The following is a 26,562-nucleotide window of genomic DNA, read 5'->3' on the forward strand; positions in this document are numbered from 1 at the left end:
GTGGGATCTAATCCCGTTGCCCGACAGCATCAATGAGCACGGCCAGCTCGACCGCCTATACCGCAATACCGTCAGCTAGCCCTACGACTGGTTCGGTGCCGTCGGCGTGGTATTCAAAACCCGCCAATGCGGCGACAAGTGGTTTTGCTCCGAGTGGTACGCCGCCGTATTGGGGCTGCCCGACTGCTGGCGCTGGTCGCCCAATGACCTTGCCACCATCGTGTCCGTCCTAAAAAGGCAGGCATGAAAAATCTCGCCACGCAGGCGGGGAATAAGAAAGATGAGACGGCGACGCGGCAGGTGCGGGAACACCCGCAGCGAACTGCCCGCCTATCTCGACCTCGTGGCCGAACTGCACCTGCCCGGCTGGGAGTGTTTTGCAGACAGCCAAACCTTTACTGTGAGCAGCACCATCAACCGCAATTCGAGCTACGACGACCACCTGATTTATAAGTTCTGTCGACAAGCGGCAAAGCAGTAGAAAACAAACAGGTCAACGAGTATTCCATTAAAGGCTACTCTGGCACCGAAACCAATAAAGAAAACGGCAGCGTGACTGCCAAAGCCAGTATCAAATTCATCGATACACCAAAGACGGTTCAAACGTTGATGTAAATGCCAACCTGAACGTCAACTACGCTGATGAAAACAAAAAAGAATCTACCGCCGTCAAAGGTGATATGAATGCGACCAATGTTATCATCAACGCCAAAGACTCTGCTGAAATCGCATCCAACATTACTGCCAACAACAACGTCAACATTACCGCAGGCAACGGCGTAACCTTCACCGAGTCAGCCAATACTGCCTCCAACCAAGGTACAGCCGTTAATGTCGGTATCGGCGCTGGTACGACAATCAATGTTGAAACCGGTGTTGCCGTTCCTCACGTCAATGGCTCTGTCGGCGTCAACAAAACCGATAACGCTTCTTTTACCGCCACAGGCGCGAATGTAGCGGCTGGCAATGACATTAAAATCAATGCCAACAACGGTGACGTCAACCTGCACGGTACCAACCTGGTATCCAACAACTCCGTTGAAGTAGAAGGCAACAAAGTCAATACTTCCGGCACAATCAGCAGCGTTAACAAAAAAACCTGACCGTCAATGTCAACGGCAGCTACGCTTCAGGCAAACCTGACGGCGGCATCAACGCCAAAGGTAAAAACGAAGCCAACGTAACCAATACGGCAAACACCATCCAAAGCGACAATGTTGTTATTACTACCGGCTCTCCAACCGGTTTGAGCGTCAACAATACGACCATTAACGGTAATAATGTTGCGTACTACTATGACGACAGTAAAGCTCCTGCGGCGAACCGTTATACCTATCGTCCTCGCCAACCAAGCTACGCCAAACGCCGTTTGCGCTACTAAGATGCGCTATTGAAGTCATTTAATAGCCCTTAAGACATGCCGTCTGAAAACAGAAAGTTTTCAGACGGCATTTCTATCATCAATGCAAAACAACACACTATCTCTGTTATGATAATGCCTCGCTAATATTATTCCGTTCCAACCATGTCTTCCCCCCTTCCTTTTGACGCGCTCACACTTTCCATCGACGGTACCAACCTCATCGAAGCTTCTGCCGGTACGGGTAAAACCTACGGCATTGCCGCGCTCTTTACCCGACTGATTGTTTTAGAAAAAAAAGACATCGAGAAAATTCTGGTCGTTACCTTTACCAAAGCGGCGACAGCAGAACTGAAAACCCGTTTGCGCGCGCGTTTGGACGAAGTGTTGCAGGTTTTGAACGAAATCCAAACTTTGGGCGGCAAGCCGGAACATATTTCAGACGGCCTGAACAAATATTACGAAAAAGAGAAAAAATCCCCCGATGACTTTCTCAATCGCTTGATTCCTTTGGCTTTAGGTGAGCAAGACGGACAGGAAAGCTGCCATCGCCTGATTCTCCGCCTCAAAGCCACGCTGAGCCAGTTTGACAACGCATCGATTTACACTATCCACGGCTTCTGTCAGCGCGTCTTGCGCGATTACGCGTTTTTGTGCGGTGCGCCTTTGGATGTCGAGCTGTCGGACGACTCGCGCGAGAGGCTGCTGATTCCTGCGCAGGACTTTTGGCGGCAGAAAGTGGCAACCGATGCCACATTGGCACAATTGGTTTTTGACCGAAAATGCACGCCTGAAGAAATGCTTGCCGAAATCAAAAGCTATACCGGCCGCCCCTATCTGAAATTTAGACGGCCTGAAGGCAGTTTGAAAGAAGCCCAAGCCAACCTTCAAGAAACATGGCAAAAAGTTTGCGGTCAGTTGGAAGACTTGGAAAAAGCGTTTTGGACAATCTTGCCCAAACTTAATGGCCAGACCTACAAAAGAAATACCTTTGAAAATGTTTTTATCGATTTAAAAACAAACGCCGAATCCAGTCATCTGCCCCGCCTGAGCAAACAAACGCTAGGGAAATTAAGCCTCTTCAGTATCGACACGCTCAACAGCAAACTGAAAAAAGAATATAAAGCCGATGCCGATGCGCCGGAAATTATCCAGCTGCAAGCCTTGGCCAATCTCGGTCGTGATTTGCAAGCAATGGAAAGCGCGGAAGAAGCCGTCTTCATCTGCCTGCAACTCGACCTCCTGTCCTACATCAACCAATCCATTGCCGAACAAAAAAAATCACGCCGTGAGCGCGTGTTTGACGATTTGCTACTGGATGTCCATCAGGCATTGACCACCAATGAACACGGCAATGCGTTGGCAAAAGCGGCGGCGGCAAACTGGGAAATCGCGCTGATTGACGAATTCCAAGATACCGACCCGCTGCAATATGAAATTTTCCGCCAAATTTTTATCGAACAAGGCTGCCCGCTGTTTCTCGTTGGCGACCCCAAACAGGCGATTTACAGCTTTCGCGGTGCGGACATTTACGCCTATCTGCAAGCCGCGCAAGATGCGGACAGGCATTACACCCTCGCCGTCAACTACCGCAGCCATGCCAAGCTGATCAACGGCATCAGCGCCTTGTTCAAACAAAAAAAACATCCATTCGTATTGGAAAACATCGATTACAGCGATGTCTCCGCCAGCCGTGCCAAAAGCCGGCTGTCGCCACACCGCCCCGCCATCCAAGTGCGCTGGCTCAATACGGACGACCAAACCGGCAAAGAAATTTTGCGCGGCCGTGCCGCCGAATATTGCGCCGATGAAATTGCCTTTGCGCTCAATGAAGCAGCCGAAGGCCGTCTGAACTTCAAAGGCCGTACATTGGAATCCGGCGATATTGCCGTCTTGGTACGCACCAACAACGAAGCGGCGATGATTGCCGGAAAACTGAAACAGCGCCGTATCCAAAGCGTGTTGCTGTCGCGCCAGTCCGTTTTCGATTCCGCCGAGGCAGACTCGCTGTCTGCGCTGATCGGCTTTTGGCTCAACCCAAGGCAAACCGACTGGCTGCGCTTTGTCTTAACCGGCGTTTTATTCGGCTATACCGCCAAAGAGATTTACGAACTCAACCACAACGAACACCAGCTACTGAAATGGCTGGAATCGTCTGCCGAAGCCATGGAAAAATGGCGTAAAGGCGGCATTTTTGCCGCCGTGCAGCAGTTTGCCGCCCTACATGACATCGAAACACGCCTGCTCAAAGGCGGCAACGAACGCAGCCTGACCAACTACTACCAAATTCTGGAGCTTTTGGCCGAAGAAGACAGCCAAAGCCGCAACCCTGCCGCCCTGCATAAATGGCTGAACGAACAAATCGGCCGTGCGCGCAGCGGCCATTTCCCGTCAGACGCGCAAACCATCCGTCTTGAAAGCGACGAAAAACTGGTCAAAATCGTTACCATGCACGCGTCGAAAGGTTTGCAATATCCTTTGGTGTACTGCCCCTTTGCATGGGATACCAAAGACAATTCCAAAGAAAACTGGAAAATCCTGCATACCGAAAACCACGAAACCGAGCTGCTGACAACATCGCAAACCTCGGAAGCAGAACTAAGCCATCTTGCCGACGAAAAGACGGCAGAAGATTTGCGTCTGCTCTATGTCGCCCTTACCCGCGCCGAAGAACAGCTCAACATCTACGCCGCCGCCAACAAAAACAGTACGCCAAACAATCCTTTTGCCTATCTGCTCGAAGGTTTGCCGGATGCTGGCCGCGAAAGCGTCTGCCAAAGCTATAAAAGCGCGACAAATGTTGTGGAAATGCTCAAGCTCAACTGGCAACGCTTTATCAAAAACGCTCCTGAAAATACTGAGTTTGCCTTCACGGAAGAAGCCCCGCCGGAAACCGTCTACCAATACAGTCACCAACAAGACCAAGCCTTGAGCGCACATACCATCAAACGCCGCGATTTTGACTTTATCCGCCACACCAGCTTTACCGGTTTGAGCCGACATACCAAGTCAACCGACGAACAACACGAGCCTTTGCAACCTGCCATCGACCCGGCAGAAAGCGCAGACCGTGCCATGCCGTCTGAAAACCTGCCGTCCCCGCTTTCAGACGGCCTCGATATCCACCATTTCCCCCGCGGTACCAATGCCGGCGTATGTTTGCATGAAATGTTGGAAAAACTCGACTTCGCCGACTCTGCCGAGAGCCAATCCGAAATGATTGCCGAAGTTTTACAACGCCACAGCTTTGAAGACAAATGGCTGCCGACGGTAAGCGCCATGCTCGACACCTGTCGCCTGACGCCTTTAATCGGTGAGAGCCTGTCGCAGATTCCGCCAACCCGACGCCTGCCAGAAATGGGGTTCACCCTGTACATGGACGATTTCAAACTGGACGACTTGCGCCGTTGGTTTGCCTCAAGCGAAGCAAACCTGCCGCCCGAATGCGTCCAAGCCGCGCAACTGCTTGATTTCCATGATTTGCAAGGCTATTTAAACGGCTTTATCGATATGGTTTGCCAAGATTCAGACGGCAATGTCGTTTTAATCGACTACAAATCCAACCATTTGGGCAACGATGCAAGCGCGTACACGCAACAAGCGATGAACGAAGCCGTGGCGCATCATCACTACTACCTGCAAGCCCTGATCTACGCCGTTGCCATTACGCGCTACTACGCCCTGCGCGGCAAGCCGTTGACCAAAATCGCCATCCGCTACCTCTTCCTACGTGGCATGGACGGCTCGGAACGAGGCATTTGGAAATGGGACATCGATACCGCCCTGCTTTCCACTTTTGTTGAACGAAAAACAAATTCTTGATAAATCATTTTGTTAAACCGTCAAAAAGGCCGTCTGAAAAGTTTTCAGACGGCCTGTTTAAACGGCTGCCGATATGGTTATGGAACAATATTGTCCTACGCCCTATCTTCAAACGGAAAACATGCTTTTCTATTTCTTTATAACCAAAGCGTCTGCTGCTGGTTTTTCGGCAGCAAATGACTCACGCCGATACCGATCAGGCGGAAGGCGTCTTCGCGTTGCGGCGGTATGCGTTGCAACAAAGTATGCGCCGCCTGAAGCAGCGAGGTGCTGTCGGGCAAGACGGAAGAATACGTCAGCGAACGCGTGATAATGCGGAAATCGTGGGTTTTGAGTTTGAGGGTAACGCCTTTGGCTTCGACGTTTTTGCGTTCGATTTGCCGCCAAAGGTCTTCGGCAAGGTGCGGTAAATGGCTAGAAACCTGCGCCAAAGACAAATCTTCGGGCAAGGTGATTTCGGTTGAGATTTGCAGGCGTTCGCGTTCGGCTTTGACCGGCCGCTCGTCGATACCGCGTGCCAAATCGTAAAGGCGGTAGCCGTAGCGGCCGAAATGGTTTAAAAGTTCGCCGCGCTCAAAACGGCGTAAATCGCCGGCAGTCTGCATACTGAGGGCATTCATCTTTTTCAGCGTGACTTTGCCGACACCGGGAATCTTACCCAACGGCAAGCTCTCCAAAAATGCCATGATTTTTTGCGGCGGCAGCACAAACTGCCCGTTCGGCTTGCGCCAGTCGGAAGCAATTTTGGCCAAAAACTTATTGGGTGCGATACCTGCGGAGGCTGTCAAACCGGTTTCTTCAAAAATTTCGGCACGAATACGTTTGGCTACCTCGCTGGCGTATGGGATATTTTCAAAATTTCGGGTAACATCCAAATAAGCCTCATCCAAAGACAAAGGCTCGATCAAATCGGTATAACGCCGAAACACAGCATGAATCTGCGCCGACACTTGGCGGTACAAATCAAAATGCGGCGGCACAAACACCGCCTGCGGACACAGCCTTTTCGCTGTCGCCACCGACATCGCCGAGTGCAAACCGAATTTTCGCGCTTCATAAGAAGCGGCACAAATAACCGACCGCGTGCCGTCCCACGCCACAACGACGGGCAACCCTTTCAGGTGCGGCTGCTCACGCAGTTCTACCGAAGCGTAGAATGCGTCCATATCGATATGGATGATTTTGCGTTGGGACATGGGAAAAGGTGGATAAGAAAAAGACTTATTGTAACAAAAGGCCGTCTGAAGTTTCAGACGGCCTCTATGTTTAAGCCTTATTTTTTACTGGAAAGCTGGTCAAACAATCCACCATCGGCAAAGAATTTTTTCATGATTTCTTCCCACGATCCAAATTTCTCATTCGGATTAAACGTCTCAATTTCAGGGAAGTCGGCTTTGTGTTTCGCCAAGACTTCGGCATTGCGCGGACGCAGGTAAAGATTGGCGGCCAATTCTTGGGCCGGTTCGCTCCAGAGGTTTTGCAGATAGGCTTCGGCAGTGGCGCGTGTGCCTTTTTTGTCGACTACGCTGTCCACGACGGCAACCGGCGCTTCGGAAAGAATGGTGTAGCTTGGATAAACGATTTCAAACTGGTCTTGGGTCAGCTTTTTGCTGACATAGTTGGCTTCATTTTCAAAGGTAACCAAGACATCACCGATATTGCGTTGGCTGAAGGTCGTTGTTGCTGCGCGGCCGCCGTTTTCAAACACAGGCGTGTTTTTCAGCAATGCGGCCACAAAATCTTTGGTTTTGCCTTCATCGCCGTTATTGACTTTCAAACCATAACCGTACGCACCCAAAAATGCGTAGCGGCCGTTGCCGGTGGTTTTCGGGTTGGCCAAAACGATTTGCACGCCGTCTTTAGCCAAATCGCCCCAGTCTTGGATGTGTTTCGGATTACCTTTACGTACCAAGAAAACGACGTTGCTGGTATAAGGTACGGCATTGTCCGGCAGGCGTGTATTCCAATCAGCTTTGACCAAACCTTTTTTCACCAAAAGCTCGATATCGGAAGTCTGGTTCATGGTCACCACATCGGCAGCCAAACCGTTAGCGACAGCCAAAGCCTGCTTGCTGGAGCCGCCGTGCGACTGTTGGACTTCAACCGTCTGCCCGCCGTTTTTTGCGGCAAACTCTTTGACAAATAAAGGATTGTATTCTTTATAAAAATCGCGGGCGACATCGTAGGAGACGTTCAGCAATTTGACTTCGCCCCCCTTACCTCCGGCAGCTTGAGAGGCATTGTCGGCGGATTGTTCGGTTTTTGGCGAGCACGCGCTCAAAGCCAGCGCGGCGGTCAAAGCGGCAAAAGAAAGCGTACGGATATTCATGGTCGGCTCCTGTTAAAAATATGGGAGCACTTTATCGGGATTGGATGCAAACTGGAAATAATGTTTGCTTTCGCGTTTATCAGTTTTGGTTATATACAATCCGGGCGGAAGTTGGGAAAAAATGCCCACACAGATAAGCATTACGATAAATTATATATACATCAATCAGATAAAAATTAAAGCAGCTATTTATACAAGATAAACATACGTTGCAAACAGCATTGCCCAATACGTCAGGCCGTCTGAAAATCCAATATAAATAATTATTTATAATTAAAAAATATAATTCTTTTTATTTACAAAAAATGCAAATAAGAGTAATGTTTCTACTCGCCAAAATACAAGGCCTTTCATTCAACAACAAAATGGAGTGTAGAAACTATGAAACAATGGATGCTTTTAGGATTGCTGGGATTGGGCGCAGTGGCGCAGGCGCACGATGTTTGGGTGGCCGCACCGACACATCAGCCTGCCGGCCAAATCCTGCATGCGGATTTAGGTTACAGCCATGACTTCCCCAATGTCGAAAAAATCGCCGACGACCGCGTGCATATTTTCAAACCGCTGCAATTAACCGGCAGCTCAAAGAAAACCGTTGATTTGGTAAATAAGGGCGAAAACTATCAATACGTTTCCAAAACCGCTTTGCCTGAAGGCTCCTACTGGGTCAGCGCAACCTACAAACCGACTTTCTGGTCGAAAAACCAAGACGGCTGGAAACAGCAAACCTTAAAACAGTTGGCCGGCGCAACCTATTGCGAACAATCGCAAATGTTCGGCAAAAGCTTTGTCCAAGTGGGCAACGGCGCAGTTGATGAAGCTGTATTGACCCGCCCTATCGGCCAAAAGCTGGAACTGGTTCCGCTGAAAAATCCGAACGAAGTCAAAGCCGGCGGTATTTTGCCGGTCAAAGTCCTGTACAAAGGCGAGCCTTTGGTTAAAGCCACCGTTACCGCCAGCTCGGACACTTTGGCCGAAATGGACTTGGAATCAACCCATGACCACCGCGAGCCTCAAGGCTTCTCCGGCAAAACCGATAAAAACGGCGTGGTCAATGTGATTACGTTGATTGACGGCTTGTGGAAAATCAAAGTGGTGAACGAGACCGATTACAGCGATAAAAGCGTATGCCAGCAGGACAAAGCTTATGCAACGCTGATCGTACCTGTCGGCACCAAACGCGCGGCTGCACGCCATGCCCTCCATCATCAACACTAACAGCCATTAACAAAAGGCCGTCTGAACTTTCAGACGGCCTTAATTTATTCCCATTCATAACCCAAATTTCTAAAAAAACGGGAGTATGTTTCCAATCTATCTTCATTCAATTGGGCAAACCGGACACGATTGCAGCCGGTCAAGACCACATTTCCCATCCAGTGCGCCCCAAAGACGCGCTCTAAAGGGACATTCCTCATTTGATTGATAAACGGTACTTCTAAAGAAAATTGCGTAGCAATATTCGGAGGCGCAAATTTCAAACCCAAGTCCTGCAATCTATAACGGTGTTGCGCCGTCAAAAACATATCTTCATGGTGCAGCTTTACCAGCCATTCCATATAGGCAATTTTTTCGTCTTTCGGCGGCAACGGCGGTCGGATTTCTACATTTAAGCCCAGTTGTCGCGGCATGGCTAAAAGCCGTCTGCTGCGCAGGCTGAAACCACCGTTCTGCGGCTCGTCCAAATTCGGAGAAGTCTGAATCAGATGTTGTTTGGCCAAATATTGGTCGGTTCCCTTCAGGAAAAACTGCCCGTCGGCTTCGGTTTCCAACAAAATCGGCAAAGGTGCACCGATATAGTCATATTCCCGATAGGCATCCTGCCAGTTTTGACCGTTCAACACCCAGCCGTCATTTTGAACAATCAAACAATAATCCGTATCGATGTAATACATCAGTTGGTACAAAACAAACAAATTGTATTCCAGATAACCGAATTTCCGGCAAGGCTGATGTCGGATATTTTCCGGCAAACCTTGCGGACGGCTTGGGCTGATTAGCAATCCACGGCTTCCGGGCAATTCGGCGCAACTGCGGGCAACGGCGTACATCGTGCCCTCGGTATAAGAATCTGCGCCGGTAATACCCACCACGGTAATGTCAGCAAAACTCATTATATGTTTCCCCTGTTTCAGACGGCCTTTGAGTTATTTACGACACCTTGTTGCAAATTTCTTTCAAGCGATACAAGGCATCCAAGGCTTCGCGCGGCGTAAGGTTGTCGGGCTGGATTTGCGCCAACGCTTCGGCCAATTCATTGTTCTGCAAATTATCAACAGGCTCAATTTCTTGTTCTTTCCCTTCCTCTTCAGCCCCATTTTCAGACGACATGGCACTGAAAATATCCAACTGCGGACGGTTGGCGGCGGCTTGGTTTTCCAAATCGTTTAAATGCTTTTGAGCCGCTTTCAAAGCACGGTTGGGCAGACCTGCGAGTTTGGCGACGGCGATGCCGTAGCTTTTGCTGGCGGGGCCGGGTTCGATGTGGTGGAGGAAGACGATGTCTTGTCCTTGTTCGAGTGCGGAGAGGTGCATGTTGACTGCCGTTGCGTGGGCTTCGGGCAGTTTGGTCAGCTCGAAATAGTGGGTGGCGAAGAGGCTGAAGGATTTGTTTTTTTGCAGCAGGTGTTCGGCGATGGCGTGCGCGAGGGCGAGGCCGTCAAAAGTCGAAGTACCGCGTCCGACTTCGTCCATGAGGACGAGGGATTGGTCGGTGGCGTGGTGGAGGATGTAGGCGGTTTCGCTCATTTCGACCATGAAGGTGGAGCGGTTGGAGGCGAGGTCGTCGGAGGCGCCGATGCGGGTGAAGATTTGGTCGATGGGTCCGATTTGGGCGGCATCGGCGGGGACAAAGCTGCCGGTGTGCGCCATGAGGACGATGTGGGCGACTTGGCGCATGTAGGTGGATTTGCCGCCCATGTTGGGGCCGGTCAGGAGCATGAGGCGGTGTTTGTGATCGAGGCGGGTGTGGTTGGCGGTGAAGTGGCGCACTTGTTGCTCGACGACGGGATGGCGGCCGTTTTCGATATGGATGACGGGATAGTCGGCGAACTCGGGGCAGACGAAGCCGCGTTCGGCGGCGGTGGCGGCGAAGGTGGAGAGTACGTCGAGGGCGGCGGCGGCTTTGGCGGCTTTTTGAAGCTGAGGAAGGGTCGTCTGAATGTCTTTGAGGAGGGCTTCAAACAGGCGTTTTTCCAATGCCAATGCCTGCTCTTGCGCGGTCAGGACTTTGTCTTCGAAGGTTTTGAGTTCGGGGGTGATGAAGCGTTCGGCGTTTTTGAGGGTCTGGCGGCGTTGGTAGTCGGCGGGGGCTTGTTCGGCCTGGACTTTGGATAGCTCGATGTAGAAGCCGTGGACGCGGTTGAACTCGACTTTGAGGGTGGAAAGGCCGGTGCGTTCGCGTTCGCGCGCTTCGAGGTCGAGCAGGAATTCGTCGCCGTGGTTTTGGATGTGGCGCAGTTCATCAAGTTCTGCCGAATAGCCTTGGTTGATGACGCCTCCGTCTTTGAGCCAGACGGCGGGTTCGGGCATCACGGCGGCTTTAAGGGTTTCGGCGACGGGCAGGGTTTCGGGGAAAACGGCTTTGAGGGTTTCTAAGAGACTACTGCCCTCAGCGGACAATTCGATTTCGGACAGGGCAAACAGGCTGTCGCGCAGGGCGGCGAGGTCGCGCGGGCGGGCGTTGCCGACGGCGATGCGGGCGGCGATGCGTTCGATGTCCGCAATGTTTTTCAGACGGCCTTGCAGGTTTTCGTATTGCGAACCCAGCGCGGCAACGGCTTCTTGGCGGGCGCGGATGTGGGCGCGACTGCGCAAGGGATGGTGCAGCCAGAGTGCCAAGAGGCGGCTGCCCATGTGGGTGTCGCAGCCGTCGAGTATGGAAAACAGGGTCGGCGATTTTTTGCCGGAGAGGGTTTGCGTGATTTCGAGATTGCGGCGCGTGGCGGCGTCCATGCCGATATATTGGCTGTCGGTTTCGAGCGAAATGCCGTCTAAGTGTTGCGGCATCAGGTTTTGCGTCAGGCGGATGTAGTTCAACAGTGCGCCCGCCGCGCCGACGGCGGCTTCGTGTTCCTTGCCGTCCAAACCGAAGCCGTGCAGGTCTTGGCAGCCGAAGTATTCGGTCAACAATTTCGCGCCCGCATCGGCGGCAAACTGCCATGAGTTCAGGCGCGTGATGTTGGCAGAGGTCGTCTGAAACCCATTAGGCAGGCTTTTGCCTTCGGGCAACAGGATTTCCGCCGCCTGCAAACGCGCCAGCTCGTCGGCGAGTTTGTCCGCCGTCGTCAGCTTGGTTTTGAATTCGCCGCTTTGCAAAGATGCCCACGCGATGGCGATGTGTTTTTTATCCGCGTTCACCGCCGCGATGCGGTTGGTTTCCTTGTCTTCCAAAAACGCCGCGTCGGTCAGCGTGCCGGGCGTAACGATGCGCACGACTTTGCGCTCCACCGGCCCTTTGCCCGCGCCGACTTCTCCCACCTGCTCGCACACCGCCACGCTTTTGCCCATCTTCACCAGCCGCGCCAGATACTGCTCCGCCGCGTGAAACGGCACGCCCGCCATCTTAATCGGCACGCCGTCCATCTGCCCGCGGGTGGTCAGAGTAATGTCCAACAGCTTCGCCGCTTCCACCGCGTCATCCAAAAACAGCTCGTAAAAATCGCCCATGCGGTAAAACACCAGCTTGTCGGCGTGTTGCGATTTGATGGCTAGATACTGCTGCATCATCGGGGAGACGGTGGGTTTGGACATGGAGAAGCCTTAGAAACGCAAAAGTGTTATTGTAACAAAAGGCCGTCTGAAAACCTAAAATAAGGTTTCAGACGGCCTTTTATGTATGCCGAACAAGATTAGTTATAAACGAAAATAATGTCTAAGTCTTTCTTCGGCAGGAAATTTTCTTTGACTGCCTGGAAGCGGTTCGGCCCTACTTTGCGCAAGGATTTGTCCCAGCAAAGTGAAATCACGGTATTGGGCTCGCGGTCTATGGTCAAAGTGAATTTACCGATGGGTTTTGCCCAGTTGGCGCCTGTGGTCAAGACATAGCCCAAATAGTGATAAACCTTTGAACCTTCTTCCACAGTTTTAAAGTTTTTAAGGAAGTTTTCATCCATGCAGTACTCATCTATGAATGCTTTGCTGTCTTTGGCTTTGAGCGAAGGCAGGAAGCTGCCGCCAACCAACGGGGTGTATTGGTGTTTGATTTCGGTTACAGCGTTGGCTTTAAAGGTTTGCTTCCAGCTGTAAATAATCTGCGCCGACCAATACGTCCAGCCCATCATGTTCAATTCGCTGGCTGGAAGCAAGGATTTGATTTTAGGCGAGCTGCAAGTACGAATTTTTTTATTGAGCTTTTCGACATCTTTGTTTTGCGTCCATGGGTGCATCAACTCCTGATCGCTCAAACCGCATTTTTTCAAATCGGCGGTCACGTCCACCAGCGAGCCGTTACTCCGTTCAAAATAGGCACGGACGTGGGCTTGCGGGCTGACAGGTTTGCCGTCGGCGTAAATTCGGAAGCTGTCAACCAAGCCTTTGGTGTCGGCAAAGTCGGAAACTGTGGCCGCAGGAACGATGGGCAAAGGAAAAAGAACAGTTTCAGTAATGTCTTGCGCTGTAGTATTTTTAAACTTGTAATGCACGCGGATTTGCTTTTCGCTGATGTACAAATCTTCGCTCTGCATATCAATATGCGGATTTTTCAGATATTTGATGCCGCTCGTGCTGACTGTACCCGTGCTGTCGTTGGCATGGGCTGCTCCGGCAAGCAGGAGGAGCAAGATTAAAGCTTTTTGTTTCATGATTTAACCCCTTTGAAACAGGCCGTCTGAAAAACAGGTTTCAGACGGCCTTTAACAGTAGCTTGGTTTTAAGCCAAAGCCACTTCCAAATTATCAATCAGGCGCGTGGTTCCCAAACGGGCGGCGACAAGCACCACCAATTCTTTATCGCCGACATGAGCTACTGCCAAGCTGTGTGCATGGCGGATTTCAACGTAATCAACCACCCAGCCGGCATTGGTCAAACGGCGGATACATTCGGCTTCAAGCTGGGCGTAATCCAGATTGCCGTTTTTCAGGGCGGCAGCAATGTTTTGCAACTCTTGATAGAGGCGGGGCGCTTCTGCGCGCTCTGTTTCGCTCAAATATTGGTTGCGGCTGGAAAGAGCCAGGCCGTCTGAAGCGCGGCCTGTGTCGACGGGGACGATTTCAATATTGAAATTCAAGTCTTCGACAAAGCCTTTGATAATCGCCAGCTGCTGATAGTCTTTTTTACCAAAACAGGCAGTATCAGGTTGAACAATGTTGAACAACTTGGTCACAACGGTCGCCACGCCGCGGAAATGGCCCGGGCGGAATTTGCCACACAATTCGTTTTGCAGGTGCGGAGGCTCGACATTGAAACGCTGTTCCACATTCGGATACAGCTCTTTTTCATCAGGCACAAACACGACGGCAACGCCCTCGCCTGCCAATTTGTCGGCATCTTGCTGCAAAGTGCGCGGATATTTGTCGAAATCTTCGCCTTGTCCGAATTGCAGGCGGTTGACAAAAATACTGACCACAACATTATCGGCACGTTTTTTCGCTTCGCGCACCAGCGCAAGATGGCCTTCGTGCAAATTGCCCATGGTCGGCACAAATGCCACTTTTCCGGCAGTTTTGCGCCACTCGCGCAATTCTTTAATCGTATGAATGATTTGCATGGTTTGAAAAATCCTTTATATTTTCCGCCGTTTCACCAACGGAAATCACGCGCCGATTATACGCTTTTATTCATCAAAAAGGCCGTCTGAAATAAGTTTCAGACGGCCTGTTTTTTATTTTATCCGGCAAACGTATGTTCGACAGATGGGAACGTTTTTGCTTTGACTTCGTCCACATAAGCTTTGACCGCGGCTTGAACGCTGTCTTTGCCCTGCATAAAGTTCTTCACGAATTTGGCGGTTTTACCGGGGAAAATGCCGAGCATATCGTGCATCACCAAAACCTGACCGTCGCAATCCACGCCTGCGCCAATACCTATGGTTGGGCAAGAAACTGTCTCGGTCACTTTTTTCGCCAATTCCGCAGGCACGCATTCCATTAATACGATTGCCGCACCTGCCGCATCATGCGCTTTGGCGTCGTTGAGCAACGCTTCTGCCTTGTCGCCACGGCCTTGAACTTTATAGCCGCCGAATGCAAACACAGATTGCGGGGTCAGGCCAATGTGGGCGCAAACAGGAATACCGCGCATTTGCAGAAATTCAGTGGTCTCCGCCATCCAGACACCGCCTTCGAGCTTGACCATATGCGCGCCGGCCGCCATTAACTCTGCCGCCGCCGCAAATGCCTGCTCTTTGCTCTGCTGATATGCACCAAACGGCAAATCGCTGACAATCATGGCATTTTTAGTACCGCGAGCCACACATTCAGTGTGGTAGCACATATCCTGCAAGCTTACCGGCAAAGTGGACTGACGACCTTGCACCGCCATACCTAAAGAATCGCCTACCAGCAATACATCCACGCCAGCATTGTCCATCAGCGCGGCAAAGCTGGATTCATAAGCGGTCAGCATGGCGATTTTTTCGCCCTCTGCTTTCATTTTTTGCAAAGTGTTTACGGTAATCATGTGTTTTGTGTGTTCCGCCCGACGGGCAGCCCTTTGTTGTAATGGAAACGCGGTATTATAAGGTCTGCTTTTAAAATATCAAAGCATAAGCAAAAAGCCCGACTGCTTTCACAATCGGGCTTTTAATTGGTGCCGGCACCAAGAGTCGAACTCGGGACCCCCTGATTACAAGTCAGGTGCTCTACCAACTGAGCTATACCGGCTTACTGAAATGCCTTGCAGCACCATCAGTCTTTAACTGGTGCCGGCACCAAGAGTCGAACTCGGGACCCCCTGATTACAAGTCAGGTGCTCTACCAACTGAGCTATACCGGCAAGGAAGTCGGCATTATGCCGATAAGTTCCCATCTTGGCAAGCATTTTAAAACAAAGTTACTCACGAAATTATAAAAACCAATGATTTTAAAGAAAATTAAATACCTATCTTATCTTCCAATCCAACACACACAAAGGCCGTCTGAAAACCGCCCCAGCGCAAAACATCATTGTTTCTGTTAAAATAACGCCTTTAATATCTTTTGCCTGCACCCATGCCACCCCGCCATCCTTACCGCCGCCTGCGTCCGGCCAAATCCCATCTGCCCGAAGTCGGCATTTCCGAAGAAGGCAATATCCGTTCCCTGCATTTGGGCAGCGATACCATTCAAAGCTCCATGAATGTCGATCATCCGTCCGAGCTGGTGTTGTCGTACAGCCGCGCCATGATGGGTTGGCTGCTGTTTGCAGAAACTCCGCCCAAACACATCACCCAAATCGGCTTGGGAGGCGGCTCGTTTGCCCGTTGGATAGACAGCTATCTGCCCCATACCAAGCAAACCGCCATTGACATCAATCCGCAAGTCATCGCCGTGGCGCGCAGCCTGTTTGAATTGCCGCACGAAGGCGAAAATTTTGAAATTATCGAGGCGGATGGTGCGGAATATATTAAAGTGTTCCGCCACAATACCGATGTGATTTTGGTAGATGGTTTTGACGGCGAACAGATTATCGATGCCTTGGTGGAAGAGCCTTTCTTCCAAGACTGCCGCAATGCCCTCTCTCCAGACGGCGTATTTGTCACCAACTGGTGGAGCGGCGACCAGCGTTATCAACGCTTTGTCGAACGCCTGCTCAACGTCTTTGACGGCCGCGTACTCGAGCTGCCTGCAGAAAGTCACGGCAACGTAGCGGTCATGGCGTTCCAAAGCAGCCCCAAAGAACAAAATCTCGACAACCTGAAAAAACGCGCCGAAAAATTAAGCGAAAAATACGGCTTGGACTTCAAACGGATGCTTGCCGATTTGAAAGCCAACAATCAAAACAACGGCAAGAATTTTTATCTGTAAACCGCTTCAGGCCGTCTGAAAAAACAAACAAGGACACACTCATGCTCAAACCCGACATCATTCAAATTCCCGGCCCGGCCGGTTTGCTGGAAACCATCTACCTACCAAGCACACAAAAATCCGCCCGCGGCGTTGCCGTCATCAACCACCCCAATCCCTTGCAAGGCGGCACCAACACCAACAAAGTCATCCAAACCGCTGCCAAAGCCCTCAGCCAACTCGGCTTCCATTGCTACCTACCCAATTTGCGCGGCGTAGGCAATAGCGAAGGAGAACACGACTACGGCCGCGGCGAAACGCAAGACTGTATTGCCGTTATAGACTACGCCCGCGCGCAACATCCTGATGCGCCGCAATTCGCCCTGGCAGGTTTCTCATTTGGCGGCTACGTTTCCACCTTTGCCGCCCAAGAACGCACGCCTGATTTGTTGTTACTGATGGGCGCAGCCGTCCATCACTACACCGATCGCCCGGAACCATCCGACGTTCCCGACGTCGCCAAAACATTGATGATTCATGGCGCGGAAGACGAAGTCGTTGAAATCAACAAAGCCCTGACCTGGGCAGAACCACAAGGCCTGCCAGTTGTCACCATTGCCGGCTCGTCCCACTTCTTCCATGGCAAACTTATCGTTTTGCGCGATACGATCACACGTTTTGCACCGGCTTTATTAGGCTAAAATCCGGCTACAAAATCAAACAAGGCCGTCTGAAAGCTTTTTCAGACGGCCTTGTTTGTATGAAACCTTTATTATCTAAATATCAGGCTCAAGTATTCAAAACTCCATCAAGGATTTTCTGCTTAACATATCAATTCTGAGTCAACCAATACTGCAAACCAATCAAAGTCTTACCATCTTTGATTTCATCGTTTGCCAATGCTTTGCGCACCTCTTCCTTGCTCATCAGGACGGTTTCTGTAATTTCATCCTCATCATTGCTTAATTCGCTGCCCAAACGCACACCTTGCGCTTGGTAGAGATACATTTTTTCATCACAAAAACCGACTGCAGTATAAAAGGTGTACAACAGTTTGACACTGTCGGCGACATATGGTGTTTCTTCCGCCAACTCACGCAAAGCGCATTCGGCAGGATCTTCGTCCGCCACATCCAATTTACCCGCCGGCAATTCCAACGTCGCCTGATCGGCGGCATAACGCCATTGGCGTACCAAAACAACTTTACCGTCTTCCGTTTCCGCCAATACACACGCAGCACCCGGATGACGGATCACAACCCGTTGACTTTCGTTGCCGTTGGGCAGACGCACCCGATCGCGGCTGATGGTAACAAAAGAACCTTCGTAGATTAGCTCACTGCTTAATTTAGTTTCTTTCAAATCCATTTTTTACCTCATTTCCATATTATTAAATATTAAAGACCGTCTGAAATTTTACAGAAATAAACTCAGAGGGTGCCTTTTCTAATAGTTACCGCTGATGTCGTTGTTGCAAACGCTCCGTATGTGTTCGCAGCTTTTCACTATTTGCTTGGTAGTCACTTGAAGACAATACAGCAACTATTGCCTCTACTTCATGAGGAAGCAATAAGGCCGTCTGAAAATTCTTAATATAAGCCGCCACCTGCCTAATACGGCAAACATTTGGTGGCATTTTCGATTTCAACTCACAATCACCTAAGAAAACTACCATTGAATGAAACTTCTCCTCAGGAAATTGCAATAGTTCTGACAATGCTTTGATATGAGCATAATTCTGACGCAACGGGTTTTGGAAATAATGTTTCTGTTTATAGATGATTTGCGTCCATTTAGATTGCTTTTCACTACCAAAAATCCAACCTGTGTAATTTTTAGTTTCTATCACAAATATCCCAAAAATTGAGACATAAATATGATCAATTTGTGTCGTACCATCTCAAGATGGAATAATTAAATCGTGAAACTCAGAATAAGTTTTCTCATCTAAATTTTTTCCAATTACAGAACGAACTGCTATTTCCCCCATACTTCCCTTTATTTTAGGATTTTTCAACAGTGCTTTTAATAAAAGCAAAGGAATAATGATCAGAAAAATCCAAAATATACCTGACATACTTCCCAATATTTGTTCAATCATGACGTTTTCTTTTTTATTTAAAACTAAAAATTTATATATTTATGGTTTATTCCCGAGTACGTTCAATCTCAATACCGACCTGCGCAACATCTGGCAAGATACCAGGCTTCACAATACGGACACGCACTTTGGCCGCACCAAAATCATTTAAAATTAATTGGGCGATATATTCCACCAAAGTTTCCAGCAGTAAAAAATCCTGTTCGGCAAGGCTGCGGCGTACAACTTCGCATACTTCGCCATAATGAATGGTGTCGCCGATATCGTCGCTCGTGCCGGTACGCTCGGGAACACTGATTTCCAAATCCAAAATCAAAGTCTGTTTACGCTCGCGCTCCCAATCATATACGCCGATTAAAGTATCGGCCTTCATGCCGTACAAAAAGATTTTATCCATTTGCCTGTCCGTTTTTTTTGATAGAATAACCGTTCCCATTTTAAGTAAAGCACCCAAAATGTTCAATGTACTCGCCATTATTGCCGCCTATCTTATCGGCTCCCTGTCTTTTGCCGTCATCGTATCAAAATATTACGGCATGGACGATCCGCGCACTTACGGTTCCGGCAACCCCGGTGCCACCAACGTCTTGCGCAGCGGTAAGAAAAAAGCAGCCGCACTGACTTTGCTCGGCGATGCAGTAAAAGGCTTGGTTGCCGTCATCTTGGCGCGCTGTCTGCAAGATGCTTTAAATTTGTCTGATGCAACGATAGCACTGGTTGCCATCGCCGCATTGGTCGGCCATATGTGGCCAATATTTTTCAATTTTAAAGGCGGCAAAGGCGTAGCCACCGCATTGGGCGTCTTACTCGCCCTCTCTCCTGCAACCGCCCTACTCTGCGCCTTGATTTGGCTGGTCATGGCATTCGGTTTCAAAGTCTCCTCACTCGCCGCACTGGTCGCCACCGTCTGCGCACCCATCTTCGCCTTCTTCATGATGCCGCACGCCTCTTGGGCATGGGCAACCGTATTCATTGCCGCATTGGTGTTGTACCGCCATAAAAGCAATATTAAAAACCTGATTCAAGGCAAAGAAAGCAAAATCGGAGATAAAGCCGGAAAATCTTAAAAACGTAGATACAATCAATAAAAGGCCGTCTGAAAGTATATTTTTCAGACGGCCTTTTGTAGTTTTTATTCACGCATAATCAGTCAATCTTAATATATTCCACCGACAGAATCTCTATAACCTCACGTCCTTCCGGTGTATCCAAGACAACTTCATCGCCTTCGCGCGCTTTAATCAGGCTGCGTGCCAAAGGGGAAATCCATGAAATTTTGTTTTTAGCGGTATCGATTTCATCTACGCCGACGATTTTGACGGTTTGTTCACGACCGTCTCCGCGTAGTAAGCCAACGGTGGCGCTGAAAAAAATCTGGTCCGTGGCTTCACGCGCTTCGGGGTCGACGACGACTGCAGCTTCCAAGCGTTTGGTTAGGAAACGGATACGGCGGTCGATTTCGCGCATACGGCGTTTACCGTAAAGATAATCGCCATTTTCGCTGCGGTCGCCATTGCTTGCCGCCCAGTTAACGATTTGGACGATTTCCGGGCGTTCTTTGTTGACCAGATGATAAAGTTCGTCTTTCAGTGCCTGCCAACCGGTAGGTGTGATGTAATTTTTGGTTTCGGTACTCATAATGTGTCTAAAACATAATTAAAGGCCGTCTGAACATTAATTTTCAGACGGCCTTTATTGTAAGTCAATTTACTTTATTCTTCATCATCGCTATCGCTGATACTGATGCTGTGTTCCATTTTGCTTGGATGTACCTTCAAGCCGCCACAACCTGATTTTTCGGTAGAGAGACGGTTTAGATACGCTTCGTCAATATCACCGGTTTGATAAACACCGTTGAAGCATGAAGAATCAAAGGATTCGATTTTTGGATTGAGTGCTTTGACTACTGCTTCCAGGTCTTCTAAGTTTTGGAAGACGATGCCGTCCGCGCCAATCTCAGCCGAGATTTCTACTGCGCTGCGGCCGTTTGCAATCAGTTCTTCACGGGTCGGCATATCGATACCGTACACATTCGGATAGCGCACTTCGGGAGCAGCGGAAGCAATGTAGACTTTGCGCGCACCTGCCGCGCGTACCATTTCAACGATTTCACGGCTGGTCGTACCGCGCACGATGGAATCATCCACCAACAAAACGCTTTTGCCGTTAAACTCAGTTTCCATCGGGCTGAGTTTTTGGCGTACTGATTTTTTACGCGTTGCTTGTCCGGGCATGATGAAGGTGCGGCCGATATAGCGGTTTTTAATCAGACCTTCGCGATATGGTTTTTCGAGATGAACGGCAAGTTCCATCGCACTGGGTCGGCTGGTATCAGGAATCGGCATCACGACATCGATATCATCGACGGGCAACTCACGCTTGATTTTTTCCGCCAAAGAAACGCCCATATCCAGACGCGCCTGATAGATGGATACACCGTCGATGACGGAGTCGGGACGCGCGAAATAGACGTATTCAAAGAGACAAGGGCTGAGTTTGACTTTATCGCTGCATTGACGCGACACGATTGAACCGTCAAAGCTGACAAACACGGCTTCACCCGGCTGAATATCGCGTTCCAAGTCATAGGCAAGTGCGTTGAAAGCAACTGATTCAGAGGCAACGGCATACGATTTTTTACCGGATTCATCGGTTTGCGAACCCAATACCAACGGACGGATACCGTGAGGATCGCGGAAGGCAACCATGCCATATCCGGCAATCATGGCTACGACACCGTATGCGCCGCGCACTATGCGGTGTACTTCGGAAACGGCGTTGAAAATATTGTCGATGGTAAGTTGATAAGGGGCTGTATTTTTAGAGACTTCGCGGCGTAATTCGTGCGCGAATACATTGAGTAGGACTTCAGAATCGGAGCTGGTATTAACGTGGCGCAGGTGTTTGTTGCATACGTTTTCATATAGCTCTTCGGTATTGGTCAGATTACCATTGTGTGCCAAAACAATGCCGAATGGGGAGCTGACATAAAACGGCTGAGCCTCTGCGCTGCTGCCCGCATTACCTGCAGTCGGATAGCGGACGTGCGCGATGCCGGCATTACCGATCAAGTCGCGCATATTACGGGTACGGAACACTTCGCGCACCATGCCTTTGCCCTTGTGCATATGAAATATATTGCCTTCGGCAGTAACAATACCTGCTGCGTCCTGACCACGGTGTTGCAACATCTGCAAACCATCATACAACATCTGATTGACCGGCTCATGACTAACCAAACCTAATACACCACACATATCGTGCTTCTCCGAGTTTGAAGATTAAATGGGTAAGCTGTCATTATAAAATAATTTAGATGAGTTTGCTCAAATTGTTGACAATATGATGTCAAATTTACGCAAATAAAAACGGACTCAGACGACCCATAGGCCGTCTGAATCCGTCAAACTCAATCATCCAATTCTTCAACTTCAGCTGCTTTACCCGAAAGATGCGGCATTGCGGTATCTTTTCCAGGCAAATAAGGCATCGCAGCATCGGCAAGTGATTCAAAATACGGAATTGTGTACGAACTTTGCCACTCTTCCGTTTTCGGCAAATCAGTGTGTGAAAAAACCATCACTGCCAGTGTCACCAAAATCACACCTTTCACTGCACCGAATACGCCGCCAAGCAAACGGTTGATGCCTCCCAAACCAACGGTAGACATCAAACTGCTTAACAGCGATCGTGCCAGTTTCTGCAACAGCCATGCTAGAAAAAACACAGCGGCAAAGCCCATCGCAACCGCCAAGGAATGCGGTTCAACCGATTTAAAGACTACATCGGCAAATGGCATGGCTAGCGTTCTGGCCGCAATAAACGATACCACCCACGCCACCATCGCCCCTGCTTCGGCAATAATACCCCGTGTCAACGAGATAATGATGCAGATGACGATGACGGCGGCCGCCAACAAATCGGCAACAGGCAGATTACTCACTGGTCACCTGACCGGCAATGCCATGTACACGCAATTTGTTCAAATCGCGCTCTGCATCGCGTGCATTTTTATAACTGGCTGATTTCACGCGATACACCTTACCTTTATCGGTCATGACTTCAGTAATGGTCGAATCGATACCTGCGGCTTTCATTTTACGTTGCAGGCTTTGCGCGCGTTCTTTTTCAGCATAGCCAGCCTGAATAGCGGCTTTTTTCGCAGGCTTGGCTTCTGCTGTTTCTTTTTCAGCTTTAGGTTTGGCTTTTTCAGACGGCTTCTCGGCAGTTTTTACCTTATCGGCTTTTTCTGCTTTGGCCGTTTCTGGTTTAGCCTTTTCATTTTTTGGTTTTTCAACTTTGGCTTCTGCTTTCTTAGCAGGCTCGGCCTTGTCTTTTACGCTGTCTTTGCTGTTTTTGGCAGATTTACGCTCGGCAATGGCTTTCTCTGCCTTTTCCAATTGTGCCAATTTATTGCGTTCGGCAGCGGCTTCACGCTCTGCTTTTTCAGCACGCGCTTGAAGTGCGCGTTTTTTAGCTGCCAATGCGTTTTCTTTCTCAGCAGCTTCCTGTTGGGCTTGTGTTTTACGGGCTGCAGCAGCACGTTGTTCAGCCTGACGTTGGCGGCGTTCTTCGGCGCGGCGCTCCGCGGCTTCACGTTTGGCAGCCTCGGCACGTTGAATACGTTCGGACTCTTCCAAGCCTTTAATATTGCCGTCATCCAAAGTATCGTTGATCAAAACCAACGGCTCGCCGACATCTTCAGGAGCAGATTCACGGTTTGGCTTCAATACTTCAACCGGCGCATTGTCTTCTTCGTCGCCTGCATTTTGCGGTTTATTTGATGCTTCGGCATCCGCATGGCGGGCAGCCTCCTCAGCAGCAGCGACATCTTCTTTATTCGGCTCTAAAACAACGGCCTTGCTCGGCTCATCAGCCGTTTTGACTTGGCTCTGACCGACAGGCGCTTCTTTAAACGGTGAATTTTTATCGTCGCCGGAAGTCAGCGCCAGACCGAACAGCATACCCGATGCCACCACCAAGCCGGAGGCCAAGACCAAGCGACGGCGGTTGCGACGTTTCAGTCGTTCGTAACCGTCTAAATCGTATCCGTTTGGAGTTTCTTTTTGTTTATTGTCGGACATGATAATTTCCTCGTTAGTGTTCTTTCAAAACAGCCATTACATCGGCAACAGTATGGAATGAGCCGAAAACAACGATTCTATCATTTTCGGTTGCTTTAGCCAAAGCAGCACGGTAGGCAGCAGCGACAGTTTCAAAAACATTTACATTATCGATACCGTGTTCAGCCAGTTTATCTTGCAAAGCCTCCACCGTCATGCCGCGCGGCACATCTAAAGGCGCGATATTCCACTCGTCAAACTGGTCTTTAACGATTTCCAGCACGCCATCAATATCTTTGTCGGACAACATACTGAATACGGCGGTACGTTTTTGGGCAAAGGCAAGGTTAATCAGGCTGCGGCGCAAAGCACGGGCTGCGTGCGGATTGTGGCCGACATCCAAAACCACCAGCGGACGGCCGGGCAAAACTTGGAAACGGCCAGGATTCTCAACCAACAGCAAACCACGTTTAATCGCGCCGATATCAACCGGCAATTGTTCGTTCAAACATTCCAACACCGTCAATGCACACGCTGCATTGGACAACTGATAGGCACCGCGCAAAGCAGGAAACGGCAAGGAATTGCGGTTACGGCTTTGGCCGTCTGAAGATTGCGGATGGAAGCGGTAGTTCCACTGTACGCTTTCCATTGATGCAAAATCAAAATCTCGCTGAACCATCAACAATTTTGCGCCAATTTCTTCTGCGTGTTTGACCAATGATTTAGGAGCAGGATTCTGACCGCATACAGCAGGTTTGCCGCTACGGAACACTCCGGCTTTCTCAAAACCGACCTGCTCGACAGTATCACCCAAAAATGCCTGATGATCCAAATCCACGCTGGTAACAACCGAGCAGTCGCCATCGAATACGTTCACAGCATCCAATCGTCCGCCCAAACCGACTTCCAAAATCATAACGTCCACATTTTCATGCATGAAAATATCGACGGCCGCCAAAGCATTAAACTCAAAATACGTCAGAGAAATTTCGCCGCGCGCCGCTTCGATCCGCTCAAATGAGGAAACAATCAATTCATCTGAAACCGGCTGAGTGTTGATGGCGATTCGTTCGTTGTAACGCAGAAGATGAGGACTGGTCAGCGTACCGACTTTAAAACCGGCTTCTTTATAAATATGCGACAAATAGGCACATACGGAGCCTTTGCCATTGGTACCCGCCACCACGACGACAGGACATTGCGGCACCAAATTCATGCGTTTTTTCACTTCTCCCACGCGTTCCAAACCCATATCGATAAGGCCGGAACTATGGGCAGTCTCCAAATGAGAAAGCCAGTCTTGTAATGTTTTCATTGTATTTATCGCTTCAAAAGGCCGTCTGAAACAGCCGTTTAATCCATATCTGCCGCAAGTTCTGCTTTGTCTTCTTTTTCACGGCACCAGCGCGCCCACACTTTCAGACGGCGGTAGGCATCGCGGTCGGCCATATCGGGCAAGATGCAATGTTTATTCATTTTTCCGTCAACATTCCATTGCAGAAACAAAGCATAAACCGTCAACATACTGCTGTCTTGCAAAACTGCGCTTCTTCCCTCTTCCTCACCATTCAAGTAAACCGTCGCACGGTATTGGCGGTCGATGATGATTTTTCTGACTGTATTTTGAGCATGAAAATTAACGCTGCGCCACGCATAGGCAAAACTGCCGGCCAATGCCGCCAAACCCAGCCACATCATCCAGCCGTAAAACTCGGCGAGACATAAGGTCAACGCCAAAAGGTGTAAGAAGACAATCAGAATTTTCAAAGAACGCGAGGGCTTTAAGGCCGTCTGAAAACTTCGCACGGCTTTACATCATATTGTCGAAAACAGGCGTAATGTTCAACTCCGCCTCTTCCATATCCAAAACCATATCGTGGATTTCGGTATCGAAAAATTCCCAAAAAGCCTTCAAGCTCATGTCTTGCGGCCATTTACTTTTATCGATGTCCCAGCCGGCCAATTCAGCTTCAAAAATCTGCTGGTAGCGTTCGTCAAAATAAGAAATGACGGATTCGGGTTCGTCAAATTGCGGCACAAGGAATACGGAGCAGTTGGTGCGCAGTTGCTCGACGGTCAGGTCGGGCATATTTTCATCGGCGGATTTCAGCCATTCCAAAAAACGGGCGGTCGGCTTCAGCACAACAGCAGTACGGTCAACAAAATACATTATTTTCAACTTTCAAAATCATTCAAACCGATCATGCCGTCTGAAATTTCAGACGGCCCGAGTTTAATGTGTCATCACCTGTTGCAGGAATTGTTTGGCACGCTCGTGTTTCGGATTGGTAAAAAATTCTTCCGGCGTTTCATCTTCCAGAATCTGGCCTTTATCGACAAAAATCACACGGTCGGCGACTTCGCGCGCAAAACCCATTTCATGGGTCACACACATCATGGTCATGCCGCTTTCCGCCAAGTCTTTCATTACTTTCAATACCTCGCCGACCATTTCAGGGTCAAGCGCGGAAGTCGGCTCGTCAAACAACATCACGCGTGGCTCCATCGCCAAACCTCGTGCAATCGCCACACGCTGCTGCTGACCGCCGGAAAGCTGACCGGGCAGCGCGTCTTTTTTATGTGCCAAGCCGACACGCTCCAAAAGCTCCATCGCTTTCTTTTCCGCCTCTTCACGGCTTTGGTTTTTCACTTTCATCGGAGAAAGAATAATATTTTCCAAGACAGTCAAATGCGGATACAGATTGAAGCCTTGGAACACAAAGCCCACTTCTTCGCGCACTTTGTTCAAATCGGTTTTCGGATCGGCAACATTGATGCCGTCCACCCAAATCTCGCCGCTTTCAATGCGCTCGAGTTGGTTTACCGTACGAATCAGCGTAGATTTGCCACTGCCTGAAGGGCCGCATACAACGACCACTTCGCCTTGTTTGACTTCCAGATTCACGCCGTTGATAACGTGCAAATCTTTAAAATGTTTGTGTACGTTTTTGAATTTAATCATG

Annotated in this window: 25 protein-coding genes, 2 tRNA genes and 1 pseudogene; 8 read left to right on the forward strand and 20 right to left on the reverse strand. The window is 49.7% G+C overall.

Translation table 11 applies throughout. From position 1 onward, the window contains the following. The first annotated feature begins 106 nt into the window (after nucleotides 1-106). The 4 genes from ACTHTQ_RS09215 to recB all read left to right on the forward strand — a co-directional run bounded on the left by ACTHTQ_RS09215 (nucleotide 107) and on the right by recB (nucleotide 5,182). Nucleotides 107-247 carry a hypothetical protein gene (locus ACTHTQ_RS09215; RefSeq protein WP_440363734.1) on the forward strand — a complete coding sequence of 47 codons (141 nt, stop codon included), beginning with the start codon at nucleotides 107-109 and terminating at the stop codon, nucleotides 245-247. 376 nt (nucleotides 248-623) lie between these two features. After that, on the forward strand, nucleotides 624-1,103 hold the full coding sequence (locus ACTHTQ_RS09220) for a hemagglutinin repeat-containing protein (RefSeq protein ID WP_440363755.1): 480 nt from the start codon (nucleotides 624-626) through the stop codon (nucleotides 1,101-1,103). A gap of 143 nt (nucleotides 1,104-1,246) precedes the next feature. After that, the gene (locus ACTHTQ_RS09225) at nucleotides 1,247-1,381 is read left to right on the forward strand and encodes a hypothetical protein (RefSeq protein ID WP_440363735.1); all 135 of its coding nucleotides are present in this window, start codon (nucleotides 1,247-1,249) and stop codon (nucleotides 1,379-1,381) included. A gap of 144 nt (nucleotides 1,382-1,525) precedes the next feature. Then, nucleotides 1,526-5,182: an exodeoxyribonuclease V subunit beta gene (gene recB / locus ACTHTQ_RS09230; protein WP_440363736.1), complete on the forward strand. Its 3,657-nt coding sequence runs from the start codon at nucleotides 1,526-1,528 to the stop codon at nucleotides 5,180-5,182. A 137-nt stretch (nucleotides 5,183-5,319) separates the two neighbouring features. On the opposite strand, the gene dinB is transcribed toward recB, so the two are convergent. Both dinB and ACTHTQ_RS09240 read right to left on the reverse strand, forming a co-directional pair. After that, entirely contained in the window at nucleotides 5,320-6,378 is a 1,059-nt protein-coding gene (gene dinB, locus ACTHTQ_RS09235) for a DNA polymerase IV (RefSeq protein ID WP_440363737.1), read from the reverse strand. A 77-nt stretch (nucleotides 6,379-6,455) separates the two neighbouring features. Next, nucleotides 6,456-7,505: a sulfate ABC transporter substrate-binding protein gene (locus tag ACTHTQ_RS09240; RefSeq protein ID WP_440363756.1), complete on the reverse strand. Its 1,050-nt coding sequence runs from the start codon at nucleotides 7,503-7,505 to the stop codon at nucleotides 6,456-6,458. Nucleotides 7,506-7,892: 387 nt separating this feature from the next. Between ACTHTQ_RS09240 and ACTHTQ_RS09245 the strand changes: the two genes are divergently transcribed. Then, a complete protein-coding gene (locus tag ACTHTQ_RS09245; protein WP_440363738.1) occupies nucleotides 7,893-8,729 on the forward strand; it encodes a DUF4198 domain-containing protein in 837 nt (278 codons plus the stop codon). Nucleotides 8,730-8,773: 44 nt separating this feature from the next. On the opposite strand, the gene ACTHTQ_RS09250 is transcribed toward ACTHTQ_RS09245, so the two are convergent. From ACTHTQ_RS09250 to ACTHTQ_RS09280, 7 genes are all read right to left on the reverse strand, one after another. After that, on the reverse strand, nucleotides 8,774-9,625 hold the full coding sequence (locus ACTHTQ_RS09250) for a DUF5672 family protein (RefSeq protein WP_440363739.1): 852 nt from the start codon (nucleotides 9,623-9,625) through the stop codon (nucleotides 8,774-8,776). A gap of 37 nt (nucleotides 9,626-9,662) precedes the next feature. After that, nucleotides 9,663-12,263: a DNA mismatch repair protein MutS gene (gene mutS, locus ACTHTQ_RS09255; RefSeq protein ID WP_440363740.1), complete on the reverse strand. Its 2,601-nt coding sequence runs from the start codon at nucleotides 12,261-12,263 to the stop codon at nucleotides 9,663-9,665. A 98-nt stretch (nucleotides 12,264-12,361) separates the two neighbouring features. After that, a complete protein-coding gene (locus tag ACTHTQ_RS09260) occupies nucleotides 12,362-13,312 on the reverse strand; it encodes a DUF4424 family protein (protein ID WP_440363741.1) in 951 nt (316 codons plus the stop codon). Nucleotides 13,313-13,380: 68 nt separating this feature from the next. Beyond that, nucleotides 13,381-14,217: a pantoate--beta-alanine ligase gene (gene panC, locus ACTHTQ_RS09265; protein ID WP_440363742.1), complete on the reverse strand. Its 837-nt coding sequence runs from the start codon at nucleotides 14,215-14,217 to the stop codon at nucleotides 13,381-13,383. A gap of 119 nt (nucleotides 14,218-14,336) precedes the next feature. After that, nucleotides 14,337-15,128, reverse strand: a complete 792-nt coding sequence (gene panB, locus ACTHTQ_RS09270; protein WP_049333454.1) for a 3-methyl-2-oxobutanoate hydroxymethyltransferase — start codon at nucleotides 15,126-15,128, stop codon at nucleotides 14,337-14,339. A 127-nt stretch (nucleotides 15,129-15,255) separates the two neighbouring features. Continuing rightward, a tRNA-Thr gene (locus ACTHTQ_RS09275) sits at nucleotides 15,256-15,331 on the reverse strand. A gap of 36 nt (nucleotides 15,332-15,367) precedes the next feature. Then, nucleotides 15,368-15,443: transfer RNA gene (locus tag ACTHTQ_RS09280), tRNA-Thr, on the reverse strand. A gap of 215 nt (nucleotides 15,444-15,658) precedes the next feature. Between ACTHTQ_RS09280 and ACTHTQ_RS09285 the strand changes: the two genes are divergently transcribed. Beyond that, nucleotides 15,659-16,453 (forward strand): polyamine aminopropyltransferase, encoded by a 795-nt coding sequence (locus ACTHTQ_RS09285; protein WP_003685283.1) that lies wholly within the window; start codon nucleotides 15,659-15,661, stop codon nucleotides 16,451-16,453. 41 nt (nucleotides 16,454-16,494) lie between these two features. After that, nucleotides 16,495-17,133, forward strand: coding sequence for an alpha/beta hydrolase (locus ACTHTQ_RS09290; RefSeq protein ID WP_440363743.1), 639 nt, complete (start codon nucleotides 16,495-16,497; stop codon nucleotides 17,131-17,133). A 130-nt stretch (nucleotides 17,134-17,263) separates the two neighbouring features. Here ACTHTQ_RS09290 and ACTHTQ_RS09295 read toward each other — a convergent pair whose 3' ends face one another. The 3 genes and pseudogenes from ACTHTQ_RS09295 to folB all read right to left on the reverse strand — a co-directional run bounded on the left by ACTHTQ_RS09295 (nucleotide 17,264) and on the right by folB (nucleotide 18,930). Further along, nucleotides 17,264-17,800, reverse strand: coding sequence for an NUDIX hydrolase (locus tag ACTHTQ_RS09295; RefSeq protein ID WP_440363744.1), 537 nt, complete (start codon nucleotides 17,798-17,800; stop codon nucleotides 17,264-17,266). A gap of 85 nt (nucleotides 17,801-17,885) precedes the next feature. After that, nucleotides 17,886-18,533: pseudogene (locus tag ACTHTQ_RS09300) on the reverse strand (nuclease-related domain-containing protein). A 46-nt stretch (nucleotides 18,534-18,579) separates the two neighbouring features. Beyond that, nucleotides 18,580-18,930, reverse strand: a complete 351-nt coding sequence (gene folB, locus ACTHTQ_RS09305; RefSeq protein WP_440363745.1) for a dihydroneopterin aldolase — start codon at nucleotides 18,928-18,930, stop codon at nucleotides 18,580-18,582. Nucleotides 18,931-18,988: 58 nt separating this feature from the next. On the opposite strand from folB, the gene plsY reads away from it, so the two are divergent. Continuing rightward, nucleotides 18,989-19,600, forward strand: coding sequence for a glycerol-3-phosphate 1-O-acyltransferase PlsY (gene plsY, locus ACTHTQ_RS09310; RefSeq protein WP_070631302.1), 612 nt, complete (start codon nucleotides 18,989-18,991; stop codon nucleotides 19,598-19,600). Nucleotides 19,601-19,679: 79 nt separating this feature from the next. Here the strand turns inward: plsY and greB are convergent, their stop codons facing one another. The 8 genes from greB to ACTHTQ_RS09350 form a co-directional block, all read right to left on the reverse strand. Beyond that, on the reverse strand, nucleotides 19,680-20,171 hold the full coding sequence (gene greB, locus ACTHTQ_RS09315; protein ID WP_003685038.1) for a transcription elongation factor GreB: 492 nt from the start codon (nucleotides 20,169-20,171) through the stop codon (nucleotides 19,680-19,682). Nucleotides 20,172-20,245: 74 nt separating this feature from the next. Next, on the reverse strand, nucleotides 20,246-21,790 hold the full coding sequence (purF, locus tag ACTHTQ_RS09320; protein ID WP_440363746.1) for an amidophosphoribosyltransferase: 1,545 nt from the start codon (nucleotides 21,788-21,790) through the stop codon (nucleotides 20,246-20,248). A 152-nt stretch (nucleotides 21,791-21,942) separates the two neighbouring features. Further along, entirely contained in the window at nucleotides 21,943-22,476 is a 534-nt protein-coding gene (locus ACTHTQ_RS09325; protein ID WP_440363747.1) for a CvpA family protein, read from the reverse strand. Further along, the gene (gene ftsN / locus ACTHTQ_RS09330; RefSeq protein WP_440363748.1) at nucleotides 22,469-23,617 is read right to left on the reverse strand and encodes a cell division protein FtsN; all 1,149 of its coding nucleotides are present in this window, start codon (nucleotides 23,615-23,617) and stop codon (nucleotides 22,469-22,471) included. The genes ACTHTQ_RS09325 and ftsN overlap by 8 nt, the downstream gene beginning before the upstream one ends. 13 nt (nucleotides 23,618-23,630) lie before the next feature. Next, on the reverse strand, nucleotides 23,631-24,914 hold the full coding sequence (gene folC / locus ACTHTQ_RS09335) for a bifunctional tetrahydrofolate synthase/dihydrofolate synthase (RefSeq protein ID WP_440363749.1): 1,284 nt from the start codon (nucleotides 24,912-24,914) through the stop codon (nucleotides 23,631-23,633). A 38-nt stretch (nucleotides 24,915-24,952) separates the two neighbouring features. Then, on the reverse strand, nucleotides 24,953-25,405 hold the full coding sequence (locus tag ACTHTQ_RS09340) for a protein YgfX (protein ID WP_440363750.1): 453 nt from the start codon (nucleotides 25,403-25,405) through the stop codon (nucleotides 24,953-24,955). 4 nt (nucleotides 25,406-25,409) lie between these two features. Beyond that, nucleotides 25,410-25,769: a hypothetical protein gene (locus tag ACTHTQ_RS09345; RefSeq protein ID WP_003747228.1), complete on the reverse strand. Its 360-nt coding sequence runs from the start codon at nucleotides 25,767-25,769 to the stop codon at nucleotides 25,410-25,412. Nucleotides 25,770-25,832: 63 nt separating this feature from the next. Continuing rightward, complete coding sequence (locus ACTHTQ_RS09350; protein ID WP_003747231.1) at nucleotides 25,833-26,561, reverse strand: amino acid ABC transporter ATP-binding protein; 729 nt, start codon at nucleotides 26,559-26,561, stop codon at nucleotides 25,833-25,835. Between the last annotated feature and the right edge of the window lies 1 nt (nucleotide 26,562).

This window comes from Neisseria sp. P0020.S003 (assembly GCF_051957095.1).
Classification (GTDB): Bacteria; Pseudomonadota; Gammaproteobacteria; order Burkholderiales; family Neisseriaceae; genus Neisseria; species Neisseria subflava.

Coding starts and splice junctions, on each gene's coding strand:
- ACTHTQ_RS09295 (WP_440363744.1), bottom strand. CDS start 17,800: ATGGATTTGAAAGAAACTAAATTAAGCAGTGAGCTAATCTACGAAGGT.
- purF (WP_440363746.1), bottom strand. CDS start 21,790: ATGTGTGGTGTATTAGGTTTGGTTAGTCATGAGCCGGTCAATCAGATG.
- greB (WP_003685038.1), bottom strand. CDS start 20,171: ATGAGTACCGAAACCAAAAATTACATCACACCTACCGGTTGGCAGGCA.
- plsY (WP_070631302.1), top strand. CDS start 18,989: ATGTTCAATGTACTCGCCATTATTGCCGCCTATCTTATCGGCTCCCTG.
- ftsN (WP_440363748.1), bottom strand. CDS start 23,617: ATGTCCGACAATAAACAAAAAGAAACTCCAAACGGATACGATTTAGAC.
- folB (WP_440363745.1), bottom strand. CDS start 18,930: ATGGATAAAATCTTTTTGTACGGCATGAAGGCCGATACTTTAATCGGC.
- ACTHTQ_RS09350 (WP_003747231.1), bottom strand. CDS start 26,561: ATGATTAAATTCAAAAACGTACACAAACATTTTAAAGATTTGCACGTT.
- ACTHTQ_RS09285 (WP_003685283.1), top strand. CDS start 15,659: ATGCCACCCCGCCATCCTTACCGCCGCCTGCGTCCGGCCAAATCCCAT.
- panB (WP_049333454.1), bottom strand. CDS start 15,128: ATGATTACCGTAAACACTTTGCAAAAAATGAAAGCAGAGGGCGAAAAA.
- dinB (WP_440363737.1), bottom strand. CDS start 6,378: ATGTCCCAACGCAAAATCATCCATATCGATATGGACGCATTCTACGCT.
- panC (WP_440363742.1), bottom strand. CDS start 14,217: ATGCAAATCATTCATACGATTAAAGAATTGCGCGAGTGGCGCAAAACT.
- ACTHTQ_RS09290 (WP_440363743.1), top strand. CDS start 16,495: ATGCTCAAACCCGACATCATTCAAATTCCCGGCCCGGCCGGTTTGCTG.
- ACTHTQ_RS09250 (WP_440363739.1), bottom strand. CDS start 9,625: ATGAGTTTTGCTGACATTACCGTGGTGGGTATTACCGGCGCAGATTCT.
- recB (WP_440363736.1), top strand. CDS start 1,526: ATGTCTTCCCCCCTTCCTTTTGACGCGCTCACACTTTCCATCGACGGT.
- ACTHTQ_RS09260 (WP_440363741.1), bottom strand. CDS start 13,312: ATGAAACAAAAAGCTTTAATCTTGCTCCTCCTGCTTGCCGGAGCAGCC.
- ACTHTQ_RS09345 (WP_003747228.1), bottom strand. CDS start 25,769: ATGTATTTTGTTGACCGTACTGCTGTTGTGCTGAAGCCGACCGCCCGT.
- folC (WP_440363749.1), bottom strand. CDS start 24,914: ATGAAAACATTACAAGACTGGCTTTCTCATTTGGAGACTGCCCATAGT.
- mutS (WP_440363740.1), bottom strand. CDS start 12,263: ATGTCCAAACCCACCGTCTCCCCGATGATGCAGCAGTATCTAGCCATC.
- ACTHTQ_RS09245 (WP_440363738.1), top strand. CDS start 7,893: ATGAAACAATGGATGCTTTTAGGATTGCTGGGATTGGGCGCAGTGGCG.